The organism is Bacillus sp. FSL R9-9497, assembly GCF_038005805.1.
In the GTDB taxonomy this organism is placed as follows: domain Bacteria; phylum Bacillota; class Bacilli; order Bacillales; family Bacillaceae_G; genus Bacillus_A; species Bacillus_A cereus.
Map to the genome: position 1 here is coordinate 3,316,970 of NZ_JBBOTY010000001.1, position 21,087 is coordinate 3,338,056.

Consider the following 21,087-nt stretch of genomic DNA (forward strand, 5'->3'; position numbering starts at 1 on the left):
TATTTCTTTATATAAGTCTAATTTCTATACCATATGTCATTACTATGGCTACTAATATTAATATATTAATTGCTAAGTTTTTTATTGTTATTTCTTTTGGTGTATTTAGTCCGAAACATCCACAATTATTATTAAATTTTTTATTTATATTAATAATCAAAAAAATAATGTACAGTGTTTGAATAAATATCCCTATAGCTAACGATAAATCTGGATATATAGTTACAATTAGCACTATGGCTAATAATAATTCTAAACTGATTAAAAACGCAGCTATTATCTTTAATATTCTTTTATTTTTTATTATTTCGTAATCCTCCAAAGCTATATAATATAAAAAAGATTTATTTATTTTATTCATGCTACTTTTCAAAAATATCAAACCAATTGTAATGTAAGCTAATTTAATTAATATTGTATAAAGTATTTTCATATTCAATCTCGCTCAATTTGTTTTTTATTTTTTTTATAATTTCTTTATTAGTTTCTTCTCCTTGAAAATCACCAAAATTTATTACTTCTCTTACCACTGTTCCATTTTCCATATATAAGATAGTTGGAACTGTCTTAATCTTTAAAATCCCTATTAATTTCATATCAACATTTTTACTATATATATCATTTGACAAATTCACTATAGTACATTTTTCTTTTTTATTAATATAAGTTACTATATTTTTCAACAGATTAACTTCATTGATAATTCCATTCTTTTCAGTGCATATCACATATCCTTTATAATTTTTTACCTCCTTATGAAATTTAGATGCGCTTGTAATATTTTTAACAAACTTATCCTCTTTGATAATTTTGATATAAATACATACAAATAAAAAAACAAAAAAAAACCCTATAAAGTAAAGAATTACTACCATCTCCTCGCAATAAAAATTAGAGAATTATACTAAAATATTTATGTATAATTCTCTAAATGCGTTATTTATTATATTGTTTAATTTAATATATTAGCATTCATGATCCTGCGGACAACATACGGTGTCTTTACCACATGCCCATAGTATTTGTCCTTGTTGATATAACACCCTTCTTGTCGCCCAATAACCACCTGTTTTATCAAATCCAGGCATTTCTTTCCCCCAGCCACATTTACCCTTTATTACCTCTTCACTTTTTCCACAATCCACAATTGATGGTTTAACATATGTTTTCATTTATATACTCCCTCTCCAAATTTTTTATTAAATAACGCATTAGTTTCACACTAATTATAGAAATAACACGTTATTCTATAATTAGAATAATATATTATATGAAAGTAATGCGTTATTTATTTTTCACAAAAAATGTTGTAAAATTCAAAAAAATAACACTACCTACTATCCTCTATCTATTACCTGCATATGTTGGATTAACCATATTTCAATCATAAAGAGGACCCAAAAGCTTTCATGATTTTCCACACCATTTCTCCACTTATATAATTCTTCTTCCCAAAAATTTTGAGTTACCAACTTTAAACTTTCTACAATCATAGGATGCTGCATTACTTTAAAAATTACAGCCCATTTTTTTTGAATACTCTTGTATATATAAGCTAGATGAGTTGTCTTATTTTTCCTATTAACTATACTTTCTGGTAAATAATTCTCCATAGATTTTCTTAAAATATATTTTGTATTCATATTTGAGAATCTAAATTCTCCAGGTATTTTATAAATATACTCAATTAATCTCCTATCTAAAAATGGGTGTTTTATATCAACGCCTACAAACGCTCCTAATACTTTGTCCATATACAAATGTGCCTTAGCATTAGAGATTTGATAGTATAATTCTTTTTGATGGAAATATTTAATGCTTTTTAATTTTTTGCTCATATAATTATAATAATTACTATTCTTGGTTAATACATATTCTTTTGCAACATTAGGGAAGAACATATAATTTATAGAATTTTGAAATGCAGATGTATTTGTACATATAGAGTAATTAGTCATATAAGCAAAAGCTTTTCGGATTTCTCTTTTCTTCAAAAAATCACGCGTTACATGTAAAGAACCTGTCAATAAATGATCACCACCATATCCACTCAATATATTTGATGCTCCATTATGGACTGACTCCCTTAAAAGCGGATACATTAAACTAAAAGACGTGGCATTTACACTGGGTTCATATGGAAATACTTTAGTATTAGGAAAGTCCTCAAACACTAATTTATTATCACAATTTATATATTGTCCTTCTGATTTATACATGTTAAATAACTCTTCTATATATATTCTCTCGTCACATTCTTTTAGCTCATCAAACACGGCACTAACTGACGATATCTTAAATTGATTCTGTTTGGCCTCAATACTTTTGGAAAGTGCGTATAATGAAGTTGAATCCATCCCACCACTTAGCATGATTGAATTCCCCGTTTCTTTAACCAATCTGTCTTTTACAGATTTTGATAATAAATCTGTGAATTCTTCAAAATAATCTAATTGATTTTCATAAACTATAGTATCTTTTATATTTGACAAATCCCAGTACTGACGTATTTCAAAATCACCATTGCTTGTGTCTGAAATTAAATACCTTCCACTCGAAAGCCTGTTTACATCCCTATACGGAGTAATTATAGAATCTAATATTCCCTCTCTCTCAAGAAACTCCTTAAAATATCCAATATTCAAATTACTTAAATCGAAAAAGTTTTTCAGTAAAAATATATCACTAGCAAAAATATAACCCTCTTTGCGTCTTATCCAGAATAGTGTTTTTATGCCTATTTGATCTCTTACAGCATATACTTTCTTTTTACCCTGATCATATAATATAAATGAAAATTCACCTATTAAATCTTTTAAAACTTTAATTCCTTTCCTTTTATATAGATAAATAATTAATCGCTCGTTATCCATATTCATATCTAAATTGTATTTTTGGATAAGCTCTTTTTTATTATGCAACGAAATATCACCAATTATTATAATATTTTCAAATACAAACTCGTTTATTTTAATATTTTTATTACTGGCATAAACAAACTGGAAATCCTCTTTTTCCCCTTTAACCTCCATTGCTGTTTGTTTAAACTCGTTAAAAATTAAATTCTTAATACTTATTCGTTTTAAATCTATATTTTCTACAGATACAAAAGCCAAAAAATAATTCATTTTACTCACTTCCCCTTAAATCATGTGACCTTAATATAATTCTATATTTGTTCGTCTCTTCTTCAAAAAAGTTTTTATTTTTATATTGTAGCCAAGCATGAGCCTCAAAAGGGAATTTCCTTATTCCAACTACCATATCAACAGGAATTCCATATTTTCTTCTAATAATTTTATAGCCTAATAATGTTTTATGAATACAGTCAGATTTTCTCGGATACCATGCACATATGATATCTAACACATCAAAAAGTTCATTTATTTCATTTACTGTTTTTTCAAAGGATTCTTTATCATATGCTACCTTTTTGTTTGAAAAATATTTTTTTGTATACCATCCAAACATTTTGTTAAACCCCATGTAAGATAATTGCGCATCACAAATTACTAATAATAAAGATATCCTTATATATCGGTATAAATTTTTTATTTTTTTAAGCAATTTTTATTACCCCTACCTTTTTCAACTCAAAAATGAAGTTTAAAGTATCCTCTTCTACTTCTTGATATTCCGCATTGAATTCACTACAAACATATTCTATTACTTTCTTTACATCTTCACAATTAACCATTTTCTTCCAAATAACAGTCCCCATATAATCCAAAGCATAAAAATTATTCTTAACCATATTAATTAAAATCATTTCGTTATTCTCTTCATATACAAGCAAGTCTTTATTTAATAGAACTCTCAACATCCTTCTCCCCTTATACAGTACATGGTATATCACAGTATAAAATTCTCAAAAAACATTTTACATCGATGCTCCAAAATAGGAATACGAATGATATGGTATATAATAAGATTTTTTATAAAAAATACCATTTTACTCAGACTTTAAAAACAGAAACATCCAACATATGGTATATAATAACATATATTTATATAAAATACCAATTTTATTTATATTTTTAAATAATGTTAATATATATCATAAAATGTTTAATGACATATATTCATAGAAATACCAAGTTAATTATACGTTTCAAAACTTACACTAAATTTAAAAGTAACTATAACTACTATCAAATAATTCTAAATAAGCCAATTATGAATTATTCTTCACCAGATTTCTTATCAAGAAAATAAAGTTTAGAAGTAAATATTCGTTTTAAAAATTCCATAAGTCATTCCTTTAATTACTTTCTCAAAAACAACAAATGCATTCTATTTTTATACACTTAATCCAAATATACAAAAAAATATTCTAGTTAGAATTATAATAATTGTTTACATGAAAATGAAATGTTTTCTATATGCAATATTTCATTTTCATTTAAGAATAGGAAATTCACAGTTTAAAATTCTTTTTCTTCGCAAAACAACTCTTTTGCGAAAATTAACTATTTATTTACTCCTTTCCTTTCCATCACATTAATTAGACCTTGCTAATATACTCGCTAAAACATTATTTTTTTTCTAATGTACTAAATACTTCTTAAAATCATTATATTATTCATAAAAAAACCAGTCATGCTTTATACATAACTGGGTTCTCCATCGTTTCATAATTTTCTATTTCACAAGAACTACATCTCGTAATTCCCTCTTCAACACTTTTCCTAAAGCGTTTTTCGGTAACTCATCTATGAATACCACTTCTGGAATTTTGTAACTTGCTAACTTCTCCTTACAATACTGAATAATACTTTCTTCTGTTAATGTTGTTTCGCCATCCTTCACAATGTAAGCTCTTGGAACCTCTCCCCAAAAGTCATCTGGAACTCCAACTACTGCAACTTCTAAAACACCATGTATTTCATGAATAACATCTTCTACTTGATCTGGATATACGTTGTCACCACCGCGTATAATAACGTCTTTATATCTTCCCATAATATGCAGGAATCCATCATCATCTATCATGCCAGCATCGCCCATGTTAAACCAGTTATCTTTTACTACCTTCTTTGTCGCCTTTTCATTATTCCAATATCCTTTAAACATGTATGGACTTTTCACATGAATCTCTCCAACTTCATTTGTTGTTAGTTCATGTCCTGTTTCTGGGTGAACAATTTTCACCTCTACATTTTTCAAGGTCTTTCCTACAGAAGACATCTTTTCTTTTCCCATCATTGGATGCCATGAGGTTACAACCCAACCTTCTGTACTACCATAGCCTTGCACCATATATATGCCTTTTTCCATATATTTTTGAATGAGTGTTTCTGGCACTTTTGTACCACCGCTTTGTGCTACTTTAAAGGTTGAAATGTTACGTTCTTTTTTATTTAGTTCATCAAGCATGTAACTATAAACGGCTGGGAAAGCAAGCATCGTAGTAATTTTCTCTTCTTCAATCTTATCCCAAATAAGAGCAGGATTCGAATCAGCTAAGAAGATCATCGTAACGCCATGATAAATACAATTTAAAATAGAAAGCACGCCACTCATATGAAACAATGGATGCACAGATAAAAAGCGTTCACCTGCTGGAATTTCTCTTTGTCCCGCAATTTCAGCAAAATAATGATGTAAGTTTTTATGTCCAATTACACATGCTTTTGCCTGTCCAGTCGTTCCTGATGTAAACAAGTAAATGGCATCGTCTTCTTCATGAACTTCTACGTTCGGTTCTGTCGTTGGCTGTTTTTGCAACTCTAATTCAAATGAACCAAAGTCTTCTTTTGTCGTTTGAATTACATAAGGAATTTCTTTAACAGCATCAACCTTTAATAACACTTCATTAAATTCTTCATCAATAACTAACACTTTTAATTTCGCTTCTTTTACAATCGTTTCTAATTCATAAACAGTCAGCTGATGATTTAGCGGAATAAATACCGCTCCAATTTTTAAACTTGCCATCATAACGCTTGGAAATGGGTGATTATTTTTGCATAGTATTCCTATACGATCTCCTCTTTGCACACCATTATATAACAAATAATGTGCAAACTGATTTACTCGTTCATTATATTGCTGAAACGAATATCTTTTCTTCCCCCCTACAAGCGCTTCCAAATTTGGTGATTGCATTGCTCTCTTTTGTAATAATTGTCGCATCGTTCTCAAGTAAAACTCCCCTTTATATATGTTAGGTTTTTTATTTTACCAGATTAACTATTAATTTACTAAAGATTACACTTAGTGAATATAAGAAGAATATAAAATATCCATTTACTTTACAAGTAAATGGATATTTCCCATTATATATTAGAATACTTCTTGTTCATCACATATTGCACATACTCAGGTGCACTTTTATCAATCTCTTCATCACTTAGTTTATATTCTGCACCATATAAATAAAAGGAAGGTATAAATTCCATACCTGTGTATAAGCATGTAGCTTGGAATGGTTTCGTCAACTCATCCATTGTAATTCTACTATTTTCATAGTCTTTTTCTAATCCACCTATAGAAATAGCTACACCAAATTCTTTCCCCTTCACTTTATCTCCTTTAGATCCGTATGCAAATCCATATGTTAATACATCATCGAACCATTTTTTTAATAATGGTGGTGAGCTATACCAGTAAAGCGGAAATTGAAATATATATCTGTCATGTTCTACTAATAACTTTTGCTCTTCTTCAATATTAAACTCCCAATTCGGTGCCACTTTATACAATTCATGCACCGTAATTTCATCCGAATATTTCTCAAGTTCTTCAATCCATCTTTTATTAATTTTTGATTTTTCAATATCAGGATGTGCTACAATTACAAGTGTTTTCATCTTTTTTCATCCCCTTTATAAATTATTCAACCCTTTACGTATTAGTATGAATGAGTCACATATAATTGAAAAGTACGTACTTTAAAGTGCTATAGGAACCTTAAAGTACCTGTGGAGGTGTTATATGAATCAAAATGATAATTGCCCAATTGCAACAACACTCGATGTAATCGGTGGAAAATGGAAAGTTCATATTTTATGTATTTTGTCGGATGGAAAAATGCGAACAAATGAAATTAAACGAGAAATCCCAAACATTACACAAAAGGTTCTTACACAACAACTTCGGCAACTTGAAGCTGATGGGATTATCTATCGTACCGTATATCAAGAAGTTCCACCAAAGGTTGAGTACACACTAAGTGAATACGGAAAATCTTTAATGCAAATAATGGATAATCTGTTTGAATGGGGAAAAGATCATCAGATTAAAAGATTACATGACTAAAAAAGCACTATATACTTTGTTTCATCCTCTACGTTCATATTTTTTATTTCTATAAAGTTTATTTTCATCATTTTTTAGCTAACTTGTTTTCTTAGATTGATGGACGTGACCCCACATCCATCAATCTAAAAAGATACAATTAGAAAAATGAGATTTCTATAAAGTTTCGCATATAAACACTACTTCAGCCTCATTAAACGCTCGCTCTACTTTTTCTAATCTCAATTGTACGTAAGCTATAAAGAAGCACCCCTAAACCGAGAATTTTTTCATTATTAGACGCATTAGAACCTAAGGTAATAGTAGGTACATTTAAACCCATGAACCTTTCACTCCATTCTATAGGCATATAAAAAGATACTCCTTAAAAATAAAAAACGCTATTCTCTCTGTAAAATCATAGAAAAGAATAGCGCTTTTTATTTTGAAATAGAAATCATCATTTAAACTAAACATGCTAATATTGATTTTGTGCGATTGTCAGTTACCTCATAATAAATTTCTAATCCTTTCCGAGTACCTGTAACCATTTTAGCAGCTTTTAATTTAGATAAATGTTGACTAATTGTACTTTGAGGCATTTGTAAATCCCCATACATTGTTGTTACATTAGTAGGACCTTTTGCAAGCATTATTTTTACTAAAGATAGACGAACTGGATGCGCCAATACCTTTAACACCTCAGCGATTTCTTGAAACATTTCTTTTTTTTCTTTCATCTTATTTCTCCCCTTTTATATACATATTTATGTTATCCATATATATAATTCGAAGGTATATGCGTTTTTGTGTCCGTCATTGAAAAAAAATATAAAAAAACTTTAATCCGAAACTAAAGGATTAGCTTAACATAATGTCTCACCATTAATGATGAATAGGAATCTCATTATAGAAGCAGCAGTTTTTATACTACACCTCTACATTCAACTAACTAAAACCAATGAAAAAAAGAGCAGATAGTCTGCCCTTTTATGATGCCTCCTTATGTTCCGTGGAATGTTTAACACTCCCCAGTCTCTTTAGTTTATTCCACCCTACCGCTACTCCTCGAAGCGATGAGAATATAGATTTAATGACAACATAAGTCATAAATTGACGATAAATAAAACGTTGTAAAATTAACCATGCCAATGGTTTTGGGTTCTCTTCCTCTAATTTAAATGCGAACAGAGAAGCGAGAAGATCCATTAAAAAGAATACAAGATAAAATCCTAAAACTTTTAGCGGATTACTACTAAATATTCCTATAATCATTAATATATCTGCAAAAGGAGCAATGAATTGCAGCACATATTGGAATAACCACATATTAGGCAGTGCAATAAATCCTAATGTTTTATGCTTTGGATTACATAACGCTTTTCGATGTTTCCAAAGACATTGAAGTGTACCATATGACCAACGATACCGCTGTTTAATGAGACTTTTCACATCTTCAGGTGATTCCGTAAAAGCATGAGCTTTTTCTTCATATACAATTCTATGCCCTTGACGTAAAAATGTAATAGTAAGATCCGTATCTTCTGCTAACGTATCTTCGCTTAAATATCCAGATTCAACTACATTCTTTTTGCGCCACGCCCCAATAGCTCCTGGAACTACTGTAATACAATTTAACTCATCAAAAGCTCTACGTTCTAAATTAAACCCTGTAATGTACTCAACATGTTGCCAAGTAGTTAACAAATTCCGTCTATTCCCCACTTTGACATTACCTGAAACTGCAGCTACATTCTGATCTTCAAAGTGTCTAACCATTAGAGAAATGGCGTCTTGCGCAATAATAGTATCCGCATCTAAAGTGACAATTATTTCTCCTCGCGATTGTTGAAACCCTAGGTTCATTGCCGATGATTTCCCGCCGTTTTCTTTCTGAATGAAACGAACTTTAGGGTGTTTATAAAATGTTTCTTTCATTACTTTTGACGTACCATCTGTCGATCCGTCATCCACAACAATAACTTCAAATTCTCTATAATTACTATCCAAAATTGAGTGAATTGTCTTGGCTATCACCTTTTCTTCATTATATGCTGCTATGACAACACTAACAAAAGGTTGATAGGACGAATTAATATAGCGAGATAACGTTTTTCTTTTCTGCTTCCATGCAAAATAAATTAAGAATAAAAATCGAAAAATCCCTAATCCAATAGCAATATAAAAAATAGTTGTTAATATATGCTTAAAGTATCCTGCCCCTGAAAAGACAGCTTTATTGTAAAGTAAATATTGCTTCCCCTCAGAAGAAACAGGAGGCATAATTTCATCTCGTTCTTTATTCATTAAATCTGAAATTGTTACAAAACTATATCCATTTTTTTTAAGTTCTTTAATAATAATGGGAAGCGCTTCTACCGTATGGGCACGATTCCCTCCCGCATCATGGAGAAGAACAATATTTCCCTCTCCCTTATAAATGGGAGTAAGAGCACGCTTTACTAATTCATTCGTTGATGGTGTTGCCCAGTCTTCAGGATCAACTTTTTCCGCCACCATTGTATAGTTCATATTTTGTGCACGCAAAATAGGCAATATTTCATTTGATGAATCTGGGTTAGCATCGGCTTCATATGGCGGTCTAAATAAAACCGTAGAATGTCCAGTTATTTCCTGAATTAAACGTTGCGTCGTATTAAGTTCTAATTTTGTTCGTAGTAAAGACGTATCAGCGACGTTAGGATGCTTGAAAGTATGATTGCCAATTTCATGCCCTTCATCGTATATTCTTTTTACAATACTAGTATTTAGTTGCGCGTTTTCACCAAGTACAAAAAAAGCAGCTTTTATTTGATTCTCTTTTAATATATCTAAAATTTCTGGCGTATATTTCGGGTCTGGTCCATCATCAAATGTTAATACTACTTGTTTCTCATTTGGTTTTCCATATCGTTGCACTTCATATGCAGATGGTAAGGATTGATATACTTCATCTGTAATATAACCATCTTTGCCTACTTTAAAATCTCTCAATCCATTTTTTCTTTCATTCTCAATCTGTAAAATTTCACCTTGTCCAGAATAATTCACTTCATCTAAACTACTGATTTTATGTAATACATTAGGATTTTTTTGTACCTCAATAGGATTTTTTAAAACTTTCCATATTGTAGGATCTTCTGCTCCTAATCTCCATAGCGCAAACCCCTTTGCATTATTGTCCATTGCGATTTTCACTTGATTATAAAGAGTAACACCGTCTAAGAACCAAGCAGTATGTTCTTTCTCTCCTGTTTTATATCTAAAATACGGATTTCCACTCATCTTATCCCATTGAATTTTTATATTTGAATCATGAGCCATTGCCATAACTTCTGAGAAAGTCATAGACTTTGCAGCTTCTTTACTATTTACTTCCCAATCGTATCCATAGTTACCGAAAGCAACTATAAGTTTATCAGACGGAATATTCAGTTCTTTTAATGTATGTTGGAACCATTTATTTGAAGCAATTGGTCCTGGTTCCCCGGCTCCATAGTGCTCATCGTACATCATTACAATCATACGATCTATTATTTTTCCTAATGCACTATAATCAAAAGCCTTATCATTAGCTGGAACATCTTGTGTGACGAGCAAATCATGTTTATGAAAGGCCATAGTAAGTTCTTTCATAAAATTTGTTAAGTTTTCTTTATCACTTTCAGGTACGGACTCAAAGTCAATATTAATACCTGAAAACTGACTCTTTTTAACTTCGCTTACTAAATTATTAATAAATTTCGTCTTCACATCATTCGGCGAATTCAGTAACTTATGGATAAGCTCACTATCAGGGCCAGAAGCTTTTTCTGTATAGTTAGTAAGTAACGGCATAATCTTCACATGATTTTTTTTTGCTAGTTTTACAATCTCAGGTTTTATCTCACTTCTAATCGTTAAATCTTCTTTTAAATGATACCATTCTGGTACTAACGTGGTTAATGAATCGATATTTTCTTTTAAAGAAGCGGTACTATTTTCATCCCAGTTTACATAAAAACCATACACTTCTTTAGGATGTTTACTATCCTTCGGCGGATTCACCAAATTTTTATTATCCTTCGTTTCGGTATTTGGGTTAAATGCTTCCTCCTTTAACTCCTGATCACTAAGTTTTTGATTAATTGGTACAAGTTTCGTATCTTGTTGTACAGCGGTATTCATATTTGGAATTTCTGGTGTTGAAAAAATACTTTGAAAGAAAAAATAAAATACAACACTTACACTAACTATTGAGATACATATAAACCAAATAAAGGCTATGTTTCTCCTTCCTTTCGGATCATAAAAAACAGGTTTTTCTTTATCTTTCTCTTGTTGAATGTTTTTCTCCATTATATTTTTCACATACTCCTTCTTAATAAAACTATAGAATAATAAAGTGCAACTTTAATCAGTGGGGGTTTTGTTCATCCCCCACTAATCATCAGCCCTCACCAATCGGGCTGCCCAGCAAATAGCGGAATAAATCCTTTTAGCTTTGAAATGAATCTCTCACTTCAATATTCTATTGATTCTTCTTTTCATTCCCTTGCTGGTGGCCTCTATTTTCTTGTTGAGACCCCCTACCATTGTTCCCTTGCTCGTTTCCGTCATTTTCTTTCTGGGATCCTCTTCCATTGTTCCCTTGCTGATTCCCATTATTTCCTTGTTGAGGATTTCTTCCATTGTTCCCTTGCCCATTTCCATTATTCCCTTGTTGAGACCCTCTTCCATTGTTCCCTTGCCCATTTCCATTATTCCCTTGTTGAGACCCTCTTCCATTGTTCACTTGCTCATTTCCATTATTCCCTTGTTGAGACCCTCTTCCATTGTTCACTTGCTCATTTCCATTATTCCCTTGTTGAGATCCTCTTCCGTTGTTCACTTGCCCATTTCCATTATTCCCTTGTTGAGATCCTCTTCCGTTGTTCACTTGCTGATTCCCATTATTTCCTTGTTGAGCTTCTCTACTGTTATTCTCTTGTTGATTCTCTCTATTTTCTTGCTGAGATCCTCTTCCATTGTTTTCTTTTATTTGCTTGGATGGCTGTTCCTCTGTTTTCTTTTGTTCTTTCTGCTCTTGCTTTTCATATTTTTTTTCTTTTACAGGAGACAAATCCAGTGATGTATCATGAGATGACTCCGGCTGTGATTGCACCTCTTCTTCGTTTTCCACCGGATTAGACGGGGTGGCAGGAGGCGTAAGTGATTTGTTCTTCTCATTCTCTTGCTTTATATAGACACCTGTGCCAATTCCAGCTTTTCTAGCATTCTCTCTTACTTGCATTGTGCTACTTTGATATTCAACTGTAATATGTTTTAGCTCATATTCTTTCTTTAATTCTTTCATTTCCTTTTCCAAAAGTGGTTCTAGTGCCTTGTCCTTTGCAACTGCTGTTAGCATAACTTGCTTATCATTCGTTAAATACTTATCCTCTTGACTTTGCTTTATAATAGTACGTATTACTTCTTGCAATTGTTTATTTTCCCATTGCTTCAATTCTTTTAAAATACGCCTTCCATCATCATTACAAGCCTGCAAATCTATAACACGAAAATCCTTTGTTACGCTCACCTCTAAACTTGGATTTATATCAACTGAGACGTAAGCAAATACTTTTTCTTCTGGTTGGTTGTAGAAAAACAGCACTGCAAATAGAAAACAAGCAACAAGTATTGATGCAGGCTTTAAAAAGGAAGGGATCGAAAAATACGATACTTTTTGTTCTTGCTCATCAAATGAGATTTCCTCCCCGATTATGCAAGAATCCCCTTTTCTTTTACACGTAATAAACTCTCCATTTGGTGTTAAAACAACTACGCTATGCTTTTTTATATCCATCACAATTCCTTTATTCATCATGCTTTCCCCCCCTTTATATAATCAAGAATGTATGTATAGTTGTTTGCAAAGATAATACACATTGCAATGATATATTTTCTATGACGCTCCAATGTTTTGCGACTTACCCTAACACGCGGTTCAATATGTTTAAGTGGTAACTTTTTCTTTCGGAACAGCTCTTCCATCATTTCCTCTTCTTTTATAATAATTTTCACAATTTCTATTAAGTGCTCACGCGTATCACGATGCTTAGGAGATTCTTTAGCAAGCTCTGAGAATGTGATTTTAAACTCAGCTAGCACACTTTGAAAATGAAGAATTTCCTCCTTACGGTTACTATTTTCCATCTCTTTCATATACTCCGTAAGCGACACTTGCATTTCTAACATTTCCTCTTGCTCATCTTCTTTTAAAAAGACAAAGTTATGTTTAGACTCCTTACGTATATAGTCAATTACATCTCTTTTTATAAGAAGATCAGCAAACGCTAAAAAGGATTTTCCTTTTGTATAGGAATACTGTTCAATTGCTTCGTTAAACGCAAACAATCCAATGCTATATTCATCATCCTGTTCTGTAATATATCGGCGGCAGACAGATGAGATTGATTTTCTAATAAAAGGCTGATACTGTACGATAAATGCTTCTTTATCTTCTTCGTTGTTTTGTATGTTACATACGATATCTTCTATTTTCGGTTTTCTTAAGATCTTCATTACTAAACTCAACACTTGTAATCTCCCAGCCTCCTTCAAATAGCAAAATGGTCACTACACAAGTGACCATTTAACCAGATTTTCTTGGTACTTTTCTTCGGTCTTGTTTTCTTGCTGTTAGTTATATTTTTAGAGTCTAACGTTTTCTTAATGATTTTTCCTTTTCTCTCGGCACTAAAGTTAAGTTTGTATTTTTATCTACTTTCTTATTCTCTACCGTTCGTTTTGCTTATTCTTTTTCTATTTTATCTGCAATCCTTGAATAACTCTCCTCTATATAATTGGTAATTTCATCCTTTTACTTCGGATGCCCACTTAATCTAGTAATTTTATTAATACTTCTATATTCTTTCATAGTCATTTTTCTTCTATTTATTTTTTCCACTATACATATTCGGAGGAGTACAAAGTTTTATGGGGGTCAAAAAATATTTTTATAAAAAATACATATTTATTTCAAAAATAAAAACCATCAATTTGAAAAAGGGTAATCAAATTGATGGTTTTCTTATAGTATCTATTAAATTAAGTTGGATTCTCATCATATCTAAAAAAAGTACTAGCTATCCTCTGCCGCTTTTCTCCACTTTTATCTTTCTTGGTTATCATAATATGTCTTATCTGCGTATTTTCTATCATTTCCTTTTAGATAAGCTAAAATTACTTTTGGATTTTTAAATAAAGTCCAGTCTCCATATGTATCAAATCTTCTGCATGAAGTTATCATTCCATTTTTAATAGTACCGAATTTCTTATTATTTTTCTTTCCCCACTCTTTTAAACGTTTTGCGAAATCTGCATCTTCTGCCATAAGCATGTTTTCATTAAATCCATTGATTGCCATAAAGTCTTTTCTATAGCACCAAAAAATCCCTACAGATATAGCTCCGTACTTAAAAAGTAAAGGGATTATGATTAACATTGCGGAGAGAAATATTCCTAAAGATATTCTTTCAAACTTCCCATTCACCCCACCACCAATGTATTTACCTGAAGCTAAATATTTATCTACATTAGACAACATAGACTCTGTCATTATCGTATCAGCGTCTATAGTAACGATTATTTCTCCACTGGCTATTTTAGCCCCTGCATTTCGAATTTTAGATAAGTTTTTATCGTTATTTTTCAATATAATACAATTATAAGATTTTGCTATTTCCTCTGTTTTATCTGTGCAACGATTTAAAACAACTATAACTTCCGTTTGCTCTTTATATGCCTCTGATGCCTTTGCAATTGAATCTAAACATTTTCTAATGTACTTTTCTTCATTGTGTGCAGGAATTATAATAGAAAACTTCACATCTTTTTTCAAATTGACTCCTGAAGATTCCTTTGTCTCAGTCATAATATTCCCCCCTTATTTTATAAGGTAAATATCTGTTATACATAACGTATATTAAAATTCAATAAATTATATGATAGGAACTGCAGGTAAACTATTACTTGAGTATTAAAAAACAAAAACGTTATTCTTTCTAAATAAGCAAAATTACTAGAAAGAATAACGTTTTTTATTAGTTACATTAATATTTTATTCGTTGCTTTATTTCTTCAAAACGAGCATGTATAATTTTTCTGATATCTGGATGATTCTTATATAAAGTAACAGTATACATGATGGAAGATGCAAGAATAGTAGACCATATTAACCAATCTCCAGCATGAGAAAGAACTTTAATTATTTCACTCGTAAATTCTTCCTGTCCGTCATGAAATGTATAGCTGAGTAGTTACCTTATTTTTAAAAAAACATTCTGATTATTTCTTTTTCACTTCTTCTACAAATTCCCATGTCTCTCCGTTATCTTTTGATTGATAAAGTGCACTACTATCGCCATTGTAGTCTCCATCTGCCCCTTGTCCAACTAACATATTAAAAACCCCATCTTTCTCATATGGCATACTAGGTGAATCAAAAGGACTTATTGTGGACTGTGTATGATCTAATTTCACTTCATGCGGCGGATATTCTACCTTTTTGAAAGATACTCCCCCATCATCTGTACGATATAACTCTCCTTCATTACCAGAAGGCCTAATTGCTCCTAAAAACCCAAGTTTATCATTTATAAAAGTGATTCCTGATACACTACCAATCCCCCCATTAAATGGGTCTGGATTGATAACCTCCCATGTTTTCCCTTCATCACTAGTCTTGCTTAATGAATAAAAAGCGCTCCCTAATGCTTTATCTGTCATATTTAGTTTATAACCAATTTCTTTCGATAGGAAAAACTGTTCTTTTTCATTCTTTAAATCTTGTTGTTTCTTCTCTTTAAGCATATCTTCTTTTGGAGGCGTCTTTGATTTACTCCAACTTGCGTCACTTATTAAATTATATCTAGCAGGGACTAGCTCTTTCTCTTTTCCAGGGACAAATATAGATACAGTATATCCAATGATATCAGAAGATGCTTCTTTAAGACTCTGCCCCTTACCATCCTCAGTAATATTAATAATTCCCTCTGTATTGGATCCCCAATTTCTTTTCCCATAATAAATCAACCCATACTTACTTTCATTCCATTTTCTAACCGTTTGCTTAACTGGAATCGCCTTAACCGTTTTAATTAAAGGTTCTACTAATTTATCATCATTATAATCAGGCTTTGCGTATCCGTCTCGTATTATAGTAATATCTTCTGATTTCTTCTTATTATAAGAGATTAAATAAGTTTCTTCTTTCCCATCAACATTTTTCCCATAAACAAATGTATCAAACGCTGTGATTGTTCCATCTGAATGAAATGTAAGATCAAAATCAGTTGCCATATACAATTTCTTTGGCAAAGGATATTTTTTATTTATATCTTCAAAAATACCTTCTACTCCAGACTTATATATATTATTATGTTTAAGTTTAACTGACCTTTCATGTTTTAACTTTTCTATAAACCATGCCAATTTACCATTGTAATTTATTGCACTTTTATAAATCTGCATCCCATAAAATGATGTAATTGCAACAATAATGATAATAGAAATGGATCTCCATGCTATTGAATTTGTTAATTTTTTAGATTCATATTCTCTATTTTTTATCACCCGCATTGTAGTAAATGTAGTTATGGATATAAAAAGTACTATACATAATAACAAAATGTAAATATTATAATTCATTCTTCCGTACTTACAGTATAAGGCCAACTCATAGCAAAAGATCCCGTATACAATTATTAGTATTGGATTTGTTACTAATGACAGAAGTATCCTTTTTGTATTTTCTCTAAATATAGAAACCACTCCTAATTATATGAATTACTGATATTAAGTATACTTTATTGTAAAGTAACAAAAAAGCTATTTAATCTTGCCGCAAAAAATACAATAGACATATGAATATTATATTCATGTTAAGAAGGCCAACAATCCAAGATTGTTAGCCTCTACTTCCCATATTCGTATCTTTTATCACTTTACTTCCTTACAACTGGAATCCACATTTCACCAAACACTAAGCCGTTTCTTTTCCCCATCTCAACCGTCGTATTTGGTCCACCAACATAAGCAAATTCATTTGCATCTGGTAAAGCTTGACCGAAGGCGATGCCAGTCAACTTTTTACTTAACTCTTCAGCTGTTTTGTCTTCCCCTTTTACTACTAAGTATTCTCCCCTCGGAAACTGAATCACTCTAGATTCTTCTTCTATTTGTGCTTCTGTCATGACACCCGCATAATACATCATTTTGTTATTCACCGCTTCGCTCACAGAAAAAATGTATTCATTTGTCGCTAAAGCTTTTAAAGTGTCCAGCCTTCCATCCTCTTTAACAGCCGACCAAAAGTCTTCCTTTTCTTTATTTATTCCAGCAAAGTCTGTGTACTCACTCTTAATTTCAGTTCCAATACCTAACACAATAAAGCTATCTTTTTCTTCTATAGTATAATTTTTCATATACAAAACCTGCCTCTTTTTTTATTAATCAAACGATTTATCTTTTCATCTGATACGTTTATAATATCTTTAAACCATGTCAAAAAATGATACTGTTTAGGAGACCAAAATGAAAAAAGTTGAACGGATTAATACAATTATGCGATATATTAACAACCGCTCCCACTTTACAATTTCTGAAATCATACGAGAATTTAACATATCACGATCGACAGCTATTAGAGACATTAGAGAAATTGAAGCTATGGGAATGCCACTTGTCGCTGAAGTTGGGAGAACGGGTGGGTATTTTGTTATGCATAATTCTATACTGCCCGTTGTTCGCTTTACTGATAATGAAGTGAAAGCTCTTTTTATTGCCTTTATGGCTACGAGGAATCAACAACTTCCCTACCTAAAGAGTCGTCAATCTTTAGCCGAAAAACTACTAGGACTCATCTCAGAAACCCAGCAGGATGACCTTGTTCTTTTAAATCAACTCTTGCTGTTCCAAGGAACTAATCCTCATAATCCCGATCTACTTGAGCTTTCTGATCTCCCCCATCCTATGTTAGAAAAACTCATTCAAATCCTTCTTTTGGATAACCATTTATTGATTACCATTAAAGAAGATGAAAAAATTAAGTCTTATCCAATTTATCTATTACACCTTTATCAAGAAAAAAGCCATTGGATTATTGAAGGATTTGACTTAAAAGAAGAAAAGAAGTTAATGTTTCCTGTCGATGATCTCAACAATATTGAACCATACACGACGAATAAAAGGCTCAATAAGAAAAAGATTTTAGAAAAACTAAGTAAGAAGGCTGAAGCAATTAACCTTGTACTTGAACTTGGTCCCACAGCAATTGCCCAGTTCAAAAAATACCATCCTTTAAAAATTTCAATATCTTATACTAATCCTTACCAATCCACAGCCATTTTAAAAACTTTTATCAATGTTAACAATCCCGATGAAGTGACGGAAATAATAAATTGGCTGCTTTTTCTAGGGAAGGATATTACAATTAGGGAAATGCCTGAAGAAATATTAAAAGATTTACAAGAGCGATTATGTTTATATTCCCCATAAGCAGTGATTAGTTAAACCTCAAAATATTGAGTTTAAGCAATCACTACTGAACGAGGCTTCTATGAATAATACAACAAAAAAGGTATGAACTAACTTTTAGTTCATACCTTTTATATTAGAGTTTTCTATAAACACATTAAATTGCTTGTTTAAGATTTGAATGTGGATTTGGTCCATACTTATTCTCACCTTCATCACTTTCAATGATACAAAACACAAGTAGAACCGCTCCTCCAAATGGCACCAAATTTAATAGCTGCCACCATCCTGTTTTTCCACTATCATGTAATCGACGAGCTTCCACTGCCAGAGTAGGAACGATAAAAATTGTTATATATAGCAAGGTAATATTGGCTCTTAAGTAAAAGGCAGACGAAGAATAAGAGGCCAAATATATGAATGACCAAAACGTAACCTTATTAAATAAAGTAAAAATCCAGTACTCTTTTCTCGTAGCTCTCCCACTAAATTTCGCATAGTTTTTGAGAGTATATAAATACCATTTCATTTGAACCTCTCCCTTTTTCATCCCCTAAACGATTAATTTATACATTATATACCTTATAAGTATAAATATAACACATCACAACGATAACCTCTATATTTACACGGAATATTCTGTTTATTAACAAGTCATTTTAGTTAAGTGTTAACATACCATATTTCCAGGCATGTGTATTCGATTTATTATTCTCCTATTTACTTTAAAACTACTACAATTAAGCGAAGTATGAATGAATTATTAAAGCACGGAAAATCTTCCCGTGCTTTTTCAAAAAAATATATTATTCCTGATGATTTCATTCACTTACCCTAGCTGACGTTTAAATGCTTTACTAGCGAAAAAGTAAGAAATAATCATTATACCTACGCACCAAGTGAGCGCAATCCAAATATCGTTTCCAACAGTTCCTTCATATAAAAGAGCACGAATTGCATTCACGATTGAAGTTACAGGCTGATTCTCTGCAAAAGCACGAACAATTTTCGGCATCGTTTCGGTAGGAACGAAGGCCGAACTAATAAATGGAAGAAAAACTAGTGGGTACGAGTAAGCAGTCGCCCCTTCCATAGACTTTGCCGTCAGCCCTGGAATGATAGCCAACCATGTTAGCGCCAGCGTAAACATCCCAAGTATCCCAGCTAACGCGAGCCAATCTAGAATATTCGCACTGGAACGGAAACCCATTAAGAGTGCAACAAGAATAACCACCACGATAGTAAGTACATTAGCAATAAGAGCGGTTAAAACGTGAGCCCACAATATCGACGAGCGCTTAATAGGCATCGTAATGAAACGTGCCATCAGCCCACTCTTTACATCCGTAAAGAGTCGCACAGAAGTGTAAGCTACACCGGATGCGATAGCCATTAGCAAAATTCCCGGCAATAAATAATTAACGTAGTTTTCCGTTCCAGTTTTTATTGCGCCTCCAAACACGTAGACAAATAATAGCATCATCATAATCGGTGTAATCGCTACTGTAATAATTGTATCCGGGCTGCGCATAATGTTACGCATTAAACGACCTAGTAATACACCTGTTTTACTTTTCATTTACATCTCCTCCTTTTTGCCAATGATCGCAAGGAATATTTCTTCCAATGTCGGTTGCTTCTCGATATACTCCACTTTTGCCGGTGGGAACATCTCTTTTAGTTCAGCAAGAGTACCTGTCGTAATAATTTTTCCGCCATGCAAAATAGCGATACGGTCTGCCAGTTGTTCTGCTTCCTCCAAGTACTGAGTCGTAAGCAAAATAGTTGTACCACTATCAGCAAGTTCCTTGACTGTATCCCACACTTCAATTCGCGCTTCAGGATCGAGTCCAGTCGTTGGTTCGTCAAGAAAAATAACTGCTGGCGCCCCAATCAAACTCATCGCGATATCAAGCCGGCGCTTCATCCCGCCTGAATACTGATCTGCCCTTTGGTTTGCCGCATCAGTCAGGCTAAATCTTGCAAGTAGATTGTCAGCAACTTGAGCGGGATTGGAAACACCACGTAGCCTAGCTATCATTATCAAGTTTTCCCTCCCAGTCAGCATACCGTCTAAAGCTGCGAACTGCCCTGTCAAACTGATACTTTGACGTACATGATTTGGTTGACGCTGTACATCAAATCCGCAAATACTTACTTCACCGCCATCTTGCTTCATTAGCGTCGAAAGGATGTTGACCGTTGTCGTCTTTCCCGCTCCATTTGAGCCTAGCAGCGCGAAAATTTCTCCACGCTGCACCTCAAAATCTATCCCTTTTAAAACTTCCTTGTCTTTAAAGGATTTTTTCAAGCCTTTTACAGAAATCGCTGCATGACTCATACATTTTT

At 32.2% G+C, this 21,087-nt stretch carries 20 protein-coding genes and 2 pseudogenes; 2 read left to right on the forward strand and 20 right to left on the reverse strand.

Annotated elements, in window-relative coordinates; genetic code table 11:
- Nucleotides 1–7: 7 nt before the first annotated feature.
- From MKY21_RS17070 to MKY21_RS17105, 8 genes are all read right to left on the reverse strand, one after another.
- On the reverse strand, nucleotides 8–433 hold the full coding sequence (locus MKY21_RS17070; RefSeq protein WP_144575022.1) for a MauE/DoxX family redox-associated membrane protein: 426 nt from the start codon (nucleotides 431–433) through the stop codon (nucleotides 8–10).
- Nucleotides 405–875, reverse strand: a complete 471-nt coding sequence (locus tag MKY21_RS17075) for a hypothetical protein (protein WP_144575026.1) — start codon at nucleotides 873–875, stop codon at nucleotides 405–407. Before MKY21_RS17075 ends, MKY21_RS17070 begins: the two co-directional genes overlap by 29 nt.
- A gap of 90 nt (nucleotides 876–965) precedes the next feature.
- On the reverse strand, nucleotides 966–1,172 hold the full coding sequence (locus tag MKY21_RS17080) for a hypothetical protein (protein ID WP_098508610.1): 207 nt from the start codon (nucleotides 1,170–1,172) through the stop codon (nucleotides 966–968).
- Between the two features lie 165 nt (nucleotides 1,173–1,337).
- The gene (locus MKY21_RS17085) at nucleotides 1,338–3,128 is read right to left on the reverse strand and encodes an asparagine synthase-related protein (RefSeq protein WP_144575029.1); all 1,791 of its coding nucleotides are present in this window, start codon (nucleotides 3,126–3,128) and stop codon (nucleotides 1,338–1,340) included.
- Nucleotide 3,129: 1 nt separating this feature from the next.
- Complete coding sequence (locus tag MKY21_RS17090) at nucleotides 3,130–3,471, reverse strand: lasso peptide biosynthesis B2 protein (RefSeq protein WP_260989034.1); 342 nt, start codon at nucleotides 3,469–3,471, stop codon at nucleotides 3,130–3,132.
- An 88-nt stretch (nucleotides 3,472–3,559) separates the two neighbouring features.
- The gene (locus MKY21_RS17095; RefSeq protein WP_306702604.1) at nucleotides 3,560–3,823 is read right to left on the reverse strand and encodes a PqqD family protein; all 264 of its coding nucleotides are present in this window, start codon (nucleotides 3,821–3,823) and stop codon (nucleotides 3,560–3,562) included.
- 818 nt (nucleotides 3,824–4,641) lie between these two features.
- Nucleotides 4,642–6,135 carry a class I adenylate-forming enzyme family protein gene (locus tag MKY21_RS17100; protein WP_341077937.1) on the reverse strand — a complete coding sequence of 498 codons (1,494 nt, stop codon included), beginning with the start codon at nucleotides 6,133–6,135 and terminating at the stop codon, nucleotides 4,642–4,644.
- Between the two features lie 143 nt (nucleotides 6,136–6,278).
- The gene (locus MKY21_RS17105; RefSeq protein ID WP_000855232.1) at nucleotides 6,279–6,812 is read right to left on the reverse strand and encodes an NAD(P)H-dependent oxidoreductase; all 534 of its coding nucleotides are present in this window, start codon (nucleotides 6,810–6,812) and stop codon (nucleotides 6,279–6,281) included.
- 124 nt (nucleotides 6,813–6,936) lie between these two features.
- Here MKY21_RS17105 and MKY21_RS17110 point away from each other — a divergent pair, with 124 nt between their 5' ends.
- Nucleotides 6,937–7,260: a winged helix-turn-helix transcriptional regulator gene (locus tag MKY21_RS17110; protein WP_001072981.1), complete on the forward strand. Its 324-nt coding sequence runs from the start codon at nucleotides 6,937–6,939 to the stop codon at nucleotides 7,258–7,260.
- Between the two features lie 193 nt (nucleotides 7,261–7,453).
- On the opposite strand, the gene MKY21_RS17115 is transcribed toward MKY21_RS17110, so the two are convergent.
- The 9 genes and pseudogenes from MKY21_RS17115 to MKY21_RS17155 form a co-directional block, all read right to left on the reverse strand.
- Nucleotides 7,454–7,609, reverse strand: a complete 156-nt coding sequence (locus tag MKY21_RS17115) for a hypothetical protein (protein ID WP_001121202.1) — start codon at nucleotides 7,607–7,609, stop codon at nucleotides 7,454–7,456.
- A 94-nt stretch (nucleotides 7,610–7,703) separates the two neighbouring features.
- On the reverse strand, nucleotides 7,704–7,979 hold the full coding sequence (locus MKY21_RS17120) for an ArsR/SmtB family transcription factor (protein ID WP_000660066.1): 276 nt from the start codon (nucleotides 7,977–7,979) through the stop codon (nucleotides 7,704–7,706).
- 250 nt (nucleotides 7,980–8,229) lie between these two features.
- Nucleotides 8,230–11,577 carry a glycosyltransferase gene (locus MKY21_RS17125; RefSeq protein WP_341077939.1) on the reverse strand — a complete coding sequence of 1,116 codons (3,348 nt, stop codon included), beginning with the start codon at nucleotides 11,575–11,577 and terminating at the stop codon, nucleotides 8,230–8,232.
- 172 nt (nucleotides 11,578–11,749) lie between these two features.
- Nucleotides 11,750–13,087, reverse strand: coding sequence for an anti-sigma factor domain-containing protein (locus MKY21_RS17130; RefSeq protein ID WP_341076982.1), 1,338 nt, complete (start codon nucleotides 13,085–13,087; stop codon nucleotides 11,750–11,752).
- A pseudogene (gene sigI, locus MKY21_RS17135) lies at nucleotides 13,077–13,800 on the reverse strand (RNA polymerase sigma factor SigI). The gene MKY21_RS17130 and the pseudogene sigI overlap by 11 nt, the downstream one beginning before the upstream one ends.
- A gap of 574 nt (nucleotides 13,801–14,374) precedes the next feature.
- Nucleotides 14,375–15,136 (reverse strand): glycosyltransferase, encoded by a 762-nt coding sequence (locus tag MKY21_RS17140; RefSeq protein ID WP_000140916.1) that lies wholly within the window; start codon nucleotides 15,134–15,136, stop codon nucleotides 14,375–14,377.
- 178 nt (nucleotides 15,137–15,314) lie between these two features.
- Nucleotides 15,315–15,509, reverse strand: a pseudogene (locus MKY21_RS17145) (hypothetical protein); the annotation flags it as partial.
- A gap of 40 nt (nucleotides 15,510–15,549) precedes the next feature.
- Nucleotides 15,550–17,034: a WD40/YVTN/BNR-like repeat-containing protein gene (locus tag MKY21_RS17150; RefSeq protein WP_080119278.1), complete on the reverse strand. Its 1,485-nt coding sequence runs from the start codon at nucleotides 17,032–17,034 to the stop codon at nucleotides 15,550–15,552.
- Nucleotides 17,035–17,207: 173 nt separating this feature from the next.
- A complete protein-coding gene (locus MKY21_RS17155) occupies nucleotides 17,208–17,687 on the reverse strand; it encodes a GyrI-like domain-containing protein (RefSeq protein WP_033694178.1) in 480 nt (159 codons plus the stop codon).
- Nucleotides 17,688–17,796: 109 nt separating this feature from the next.
- On the opposite strand from MKY21_RS17155, the gene MKY21_RS17160 reads away from it, so the two are divergent.
- Nucleotides 17,797–18,759, forward strand: a complete 963-nt coding sequence (locus MKY21_RS17160; RefSeq protein ID WP_098617207.1) for a helix-turn-helix transcriptional regulator — start codon at nucleotides 17,797–17,799, stop codon at nucleotides 18,757–18,759.
- A 136-nt stretch (nucleotides 18,760–18,895) separates the two neighbouring features.
- Here MKY21_RS17160 and MKY21_RS17165 read toward each other — a convergent pair whose 3' ends face one another.
- The 3 genes from MKY21_RS17165 to MKY21_RS17175 all read right to left on the reverse strand — a co-directional run bounded on the left by MKY21_RS17165 (nucleotide 18,896) and on the right by MKY21_RS17175 (nucleotide 21,079).
- The gene (locus MKY21_RS17165) at nucleotides 18,896–19,267 is read right to left on the reverse strand and encodes a DUF805 domain-containing protein (RefSeq protein WP_000872433.1); all 372 of its coding nucleotides are present in this window, start codon (nucleotides 19,265–19,267) and stop codon (nucleotides 18,896–18,898) included.
- 300 nt (nucleotides 19,268–19,567) lie between these two features.
- A complete protein-coding gene (locus MKY21_RS17170) occupies nucleotides 19,568–20,317 on the reverse strand; it encodes an ABC transporter permease (protein ID WP_341076987.1) in 750 nt (249 codons plus the stop codon).
- Nucleotides 20,318–21,079: an ABC transporter ATP-binding protein gene (locus MKY21_RS17175; protein ID WP_000017470.1), complete on the reverse strand. Its 762-nt coding sequence runs from the start codon at nucleotides 21,077–21,079 to the stop codon at nucleotides 20,318–20,320.
- Nucleotides 21,080–21,087 lie beyond the last annotated feature (8 nt).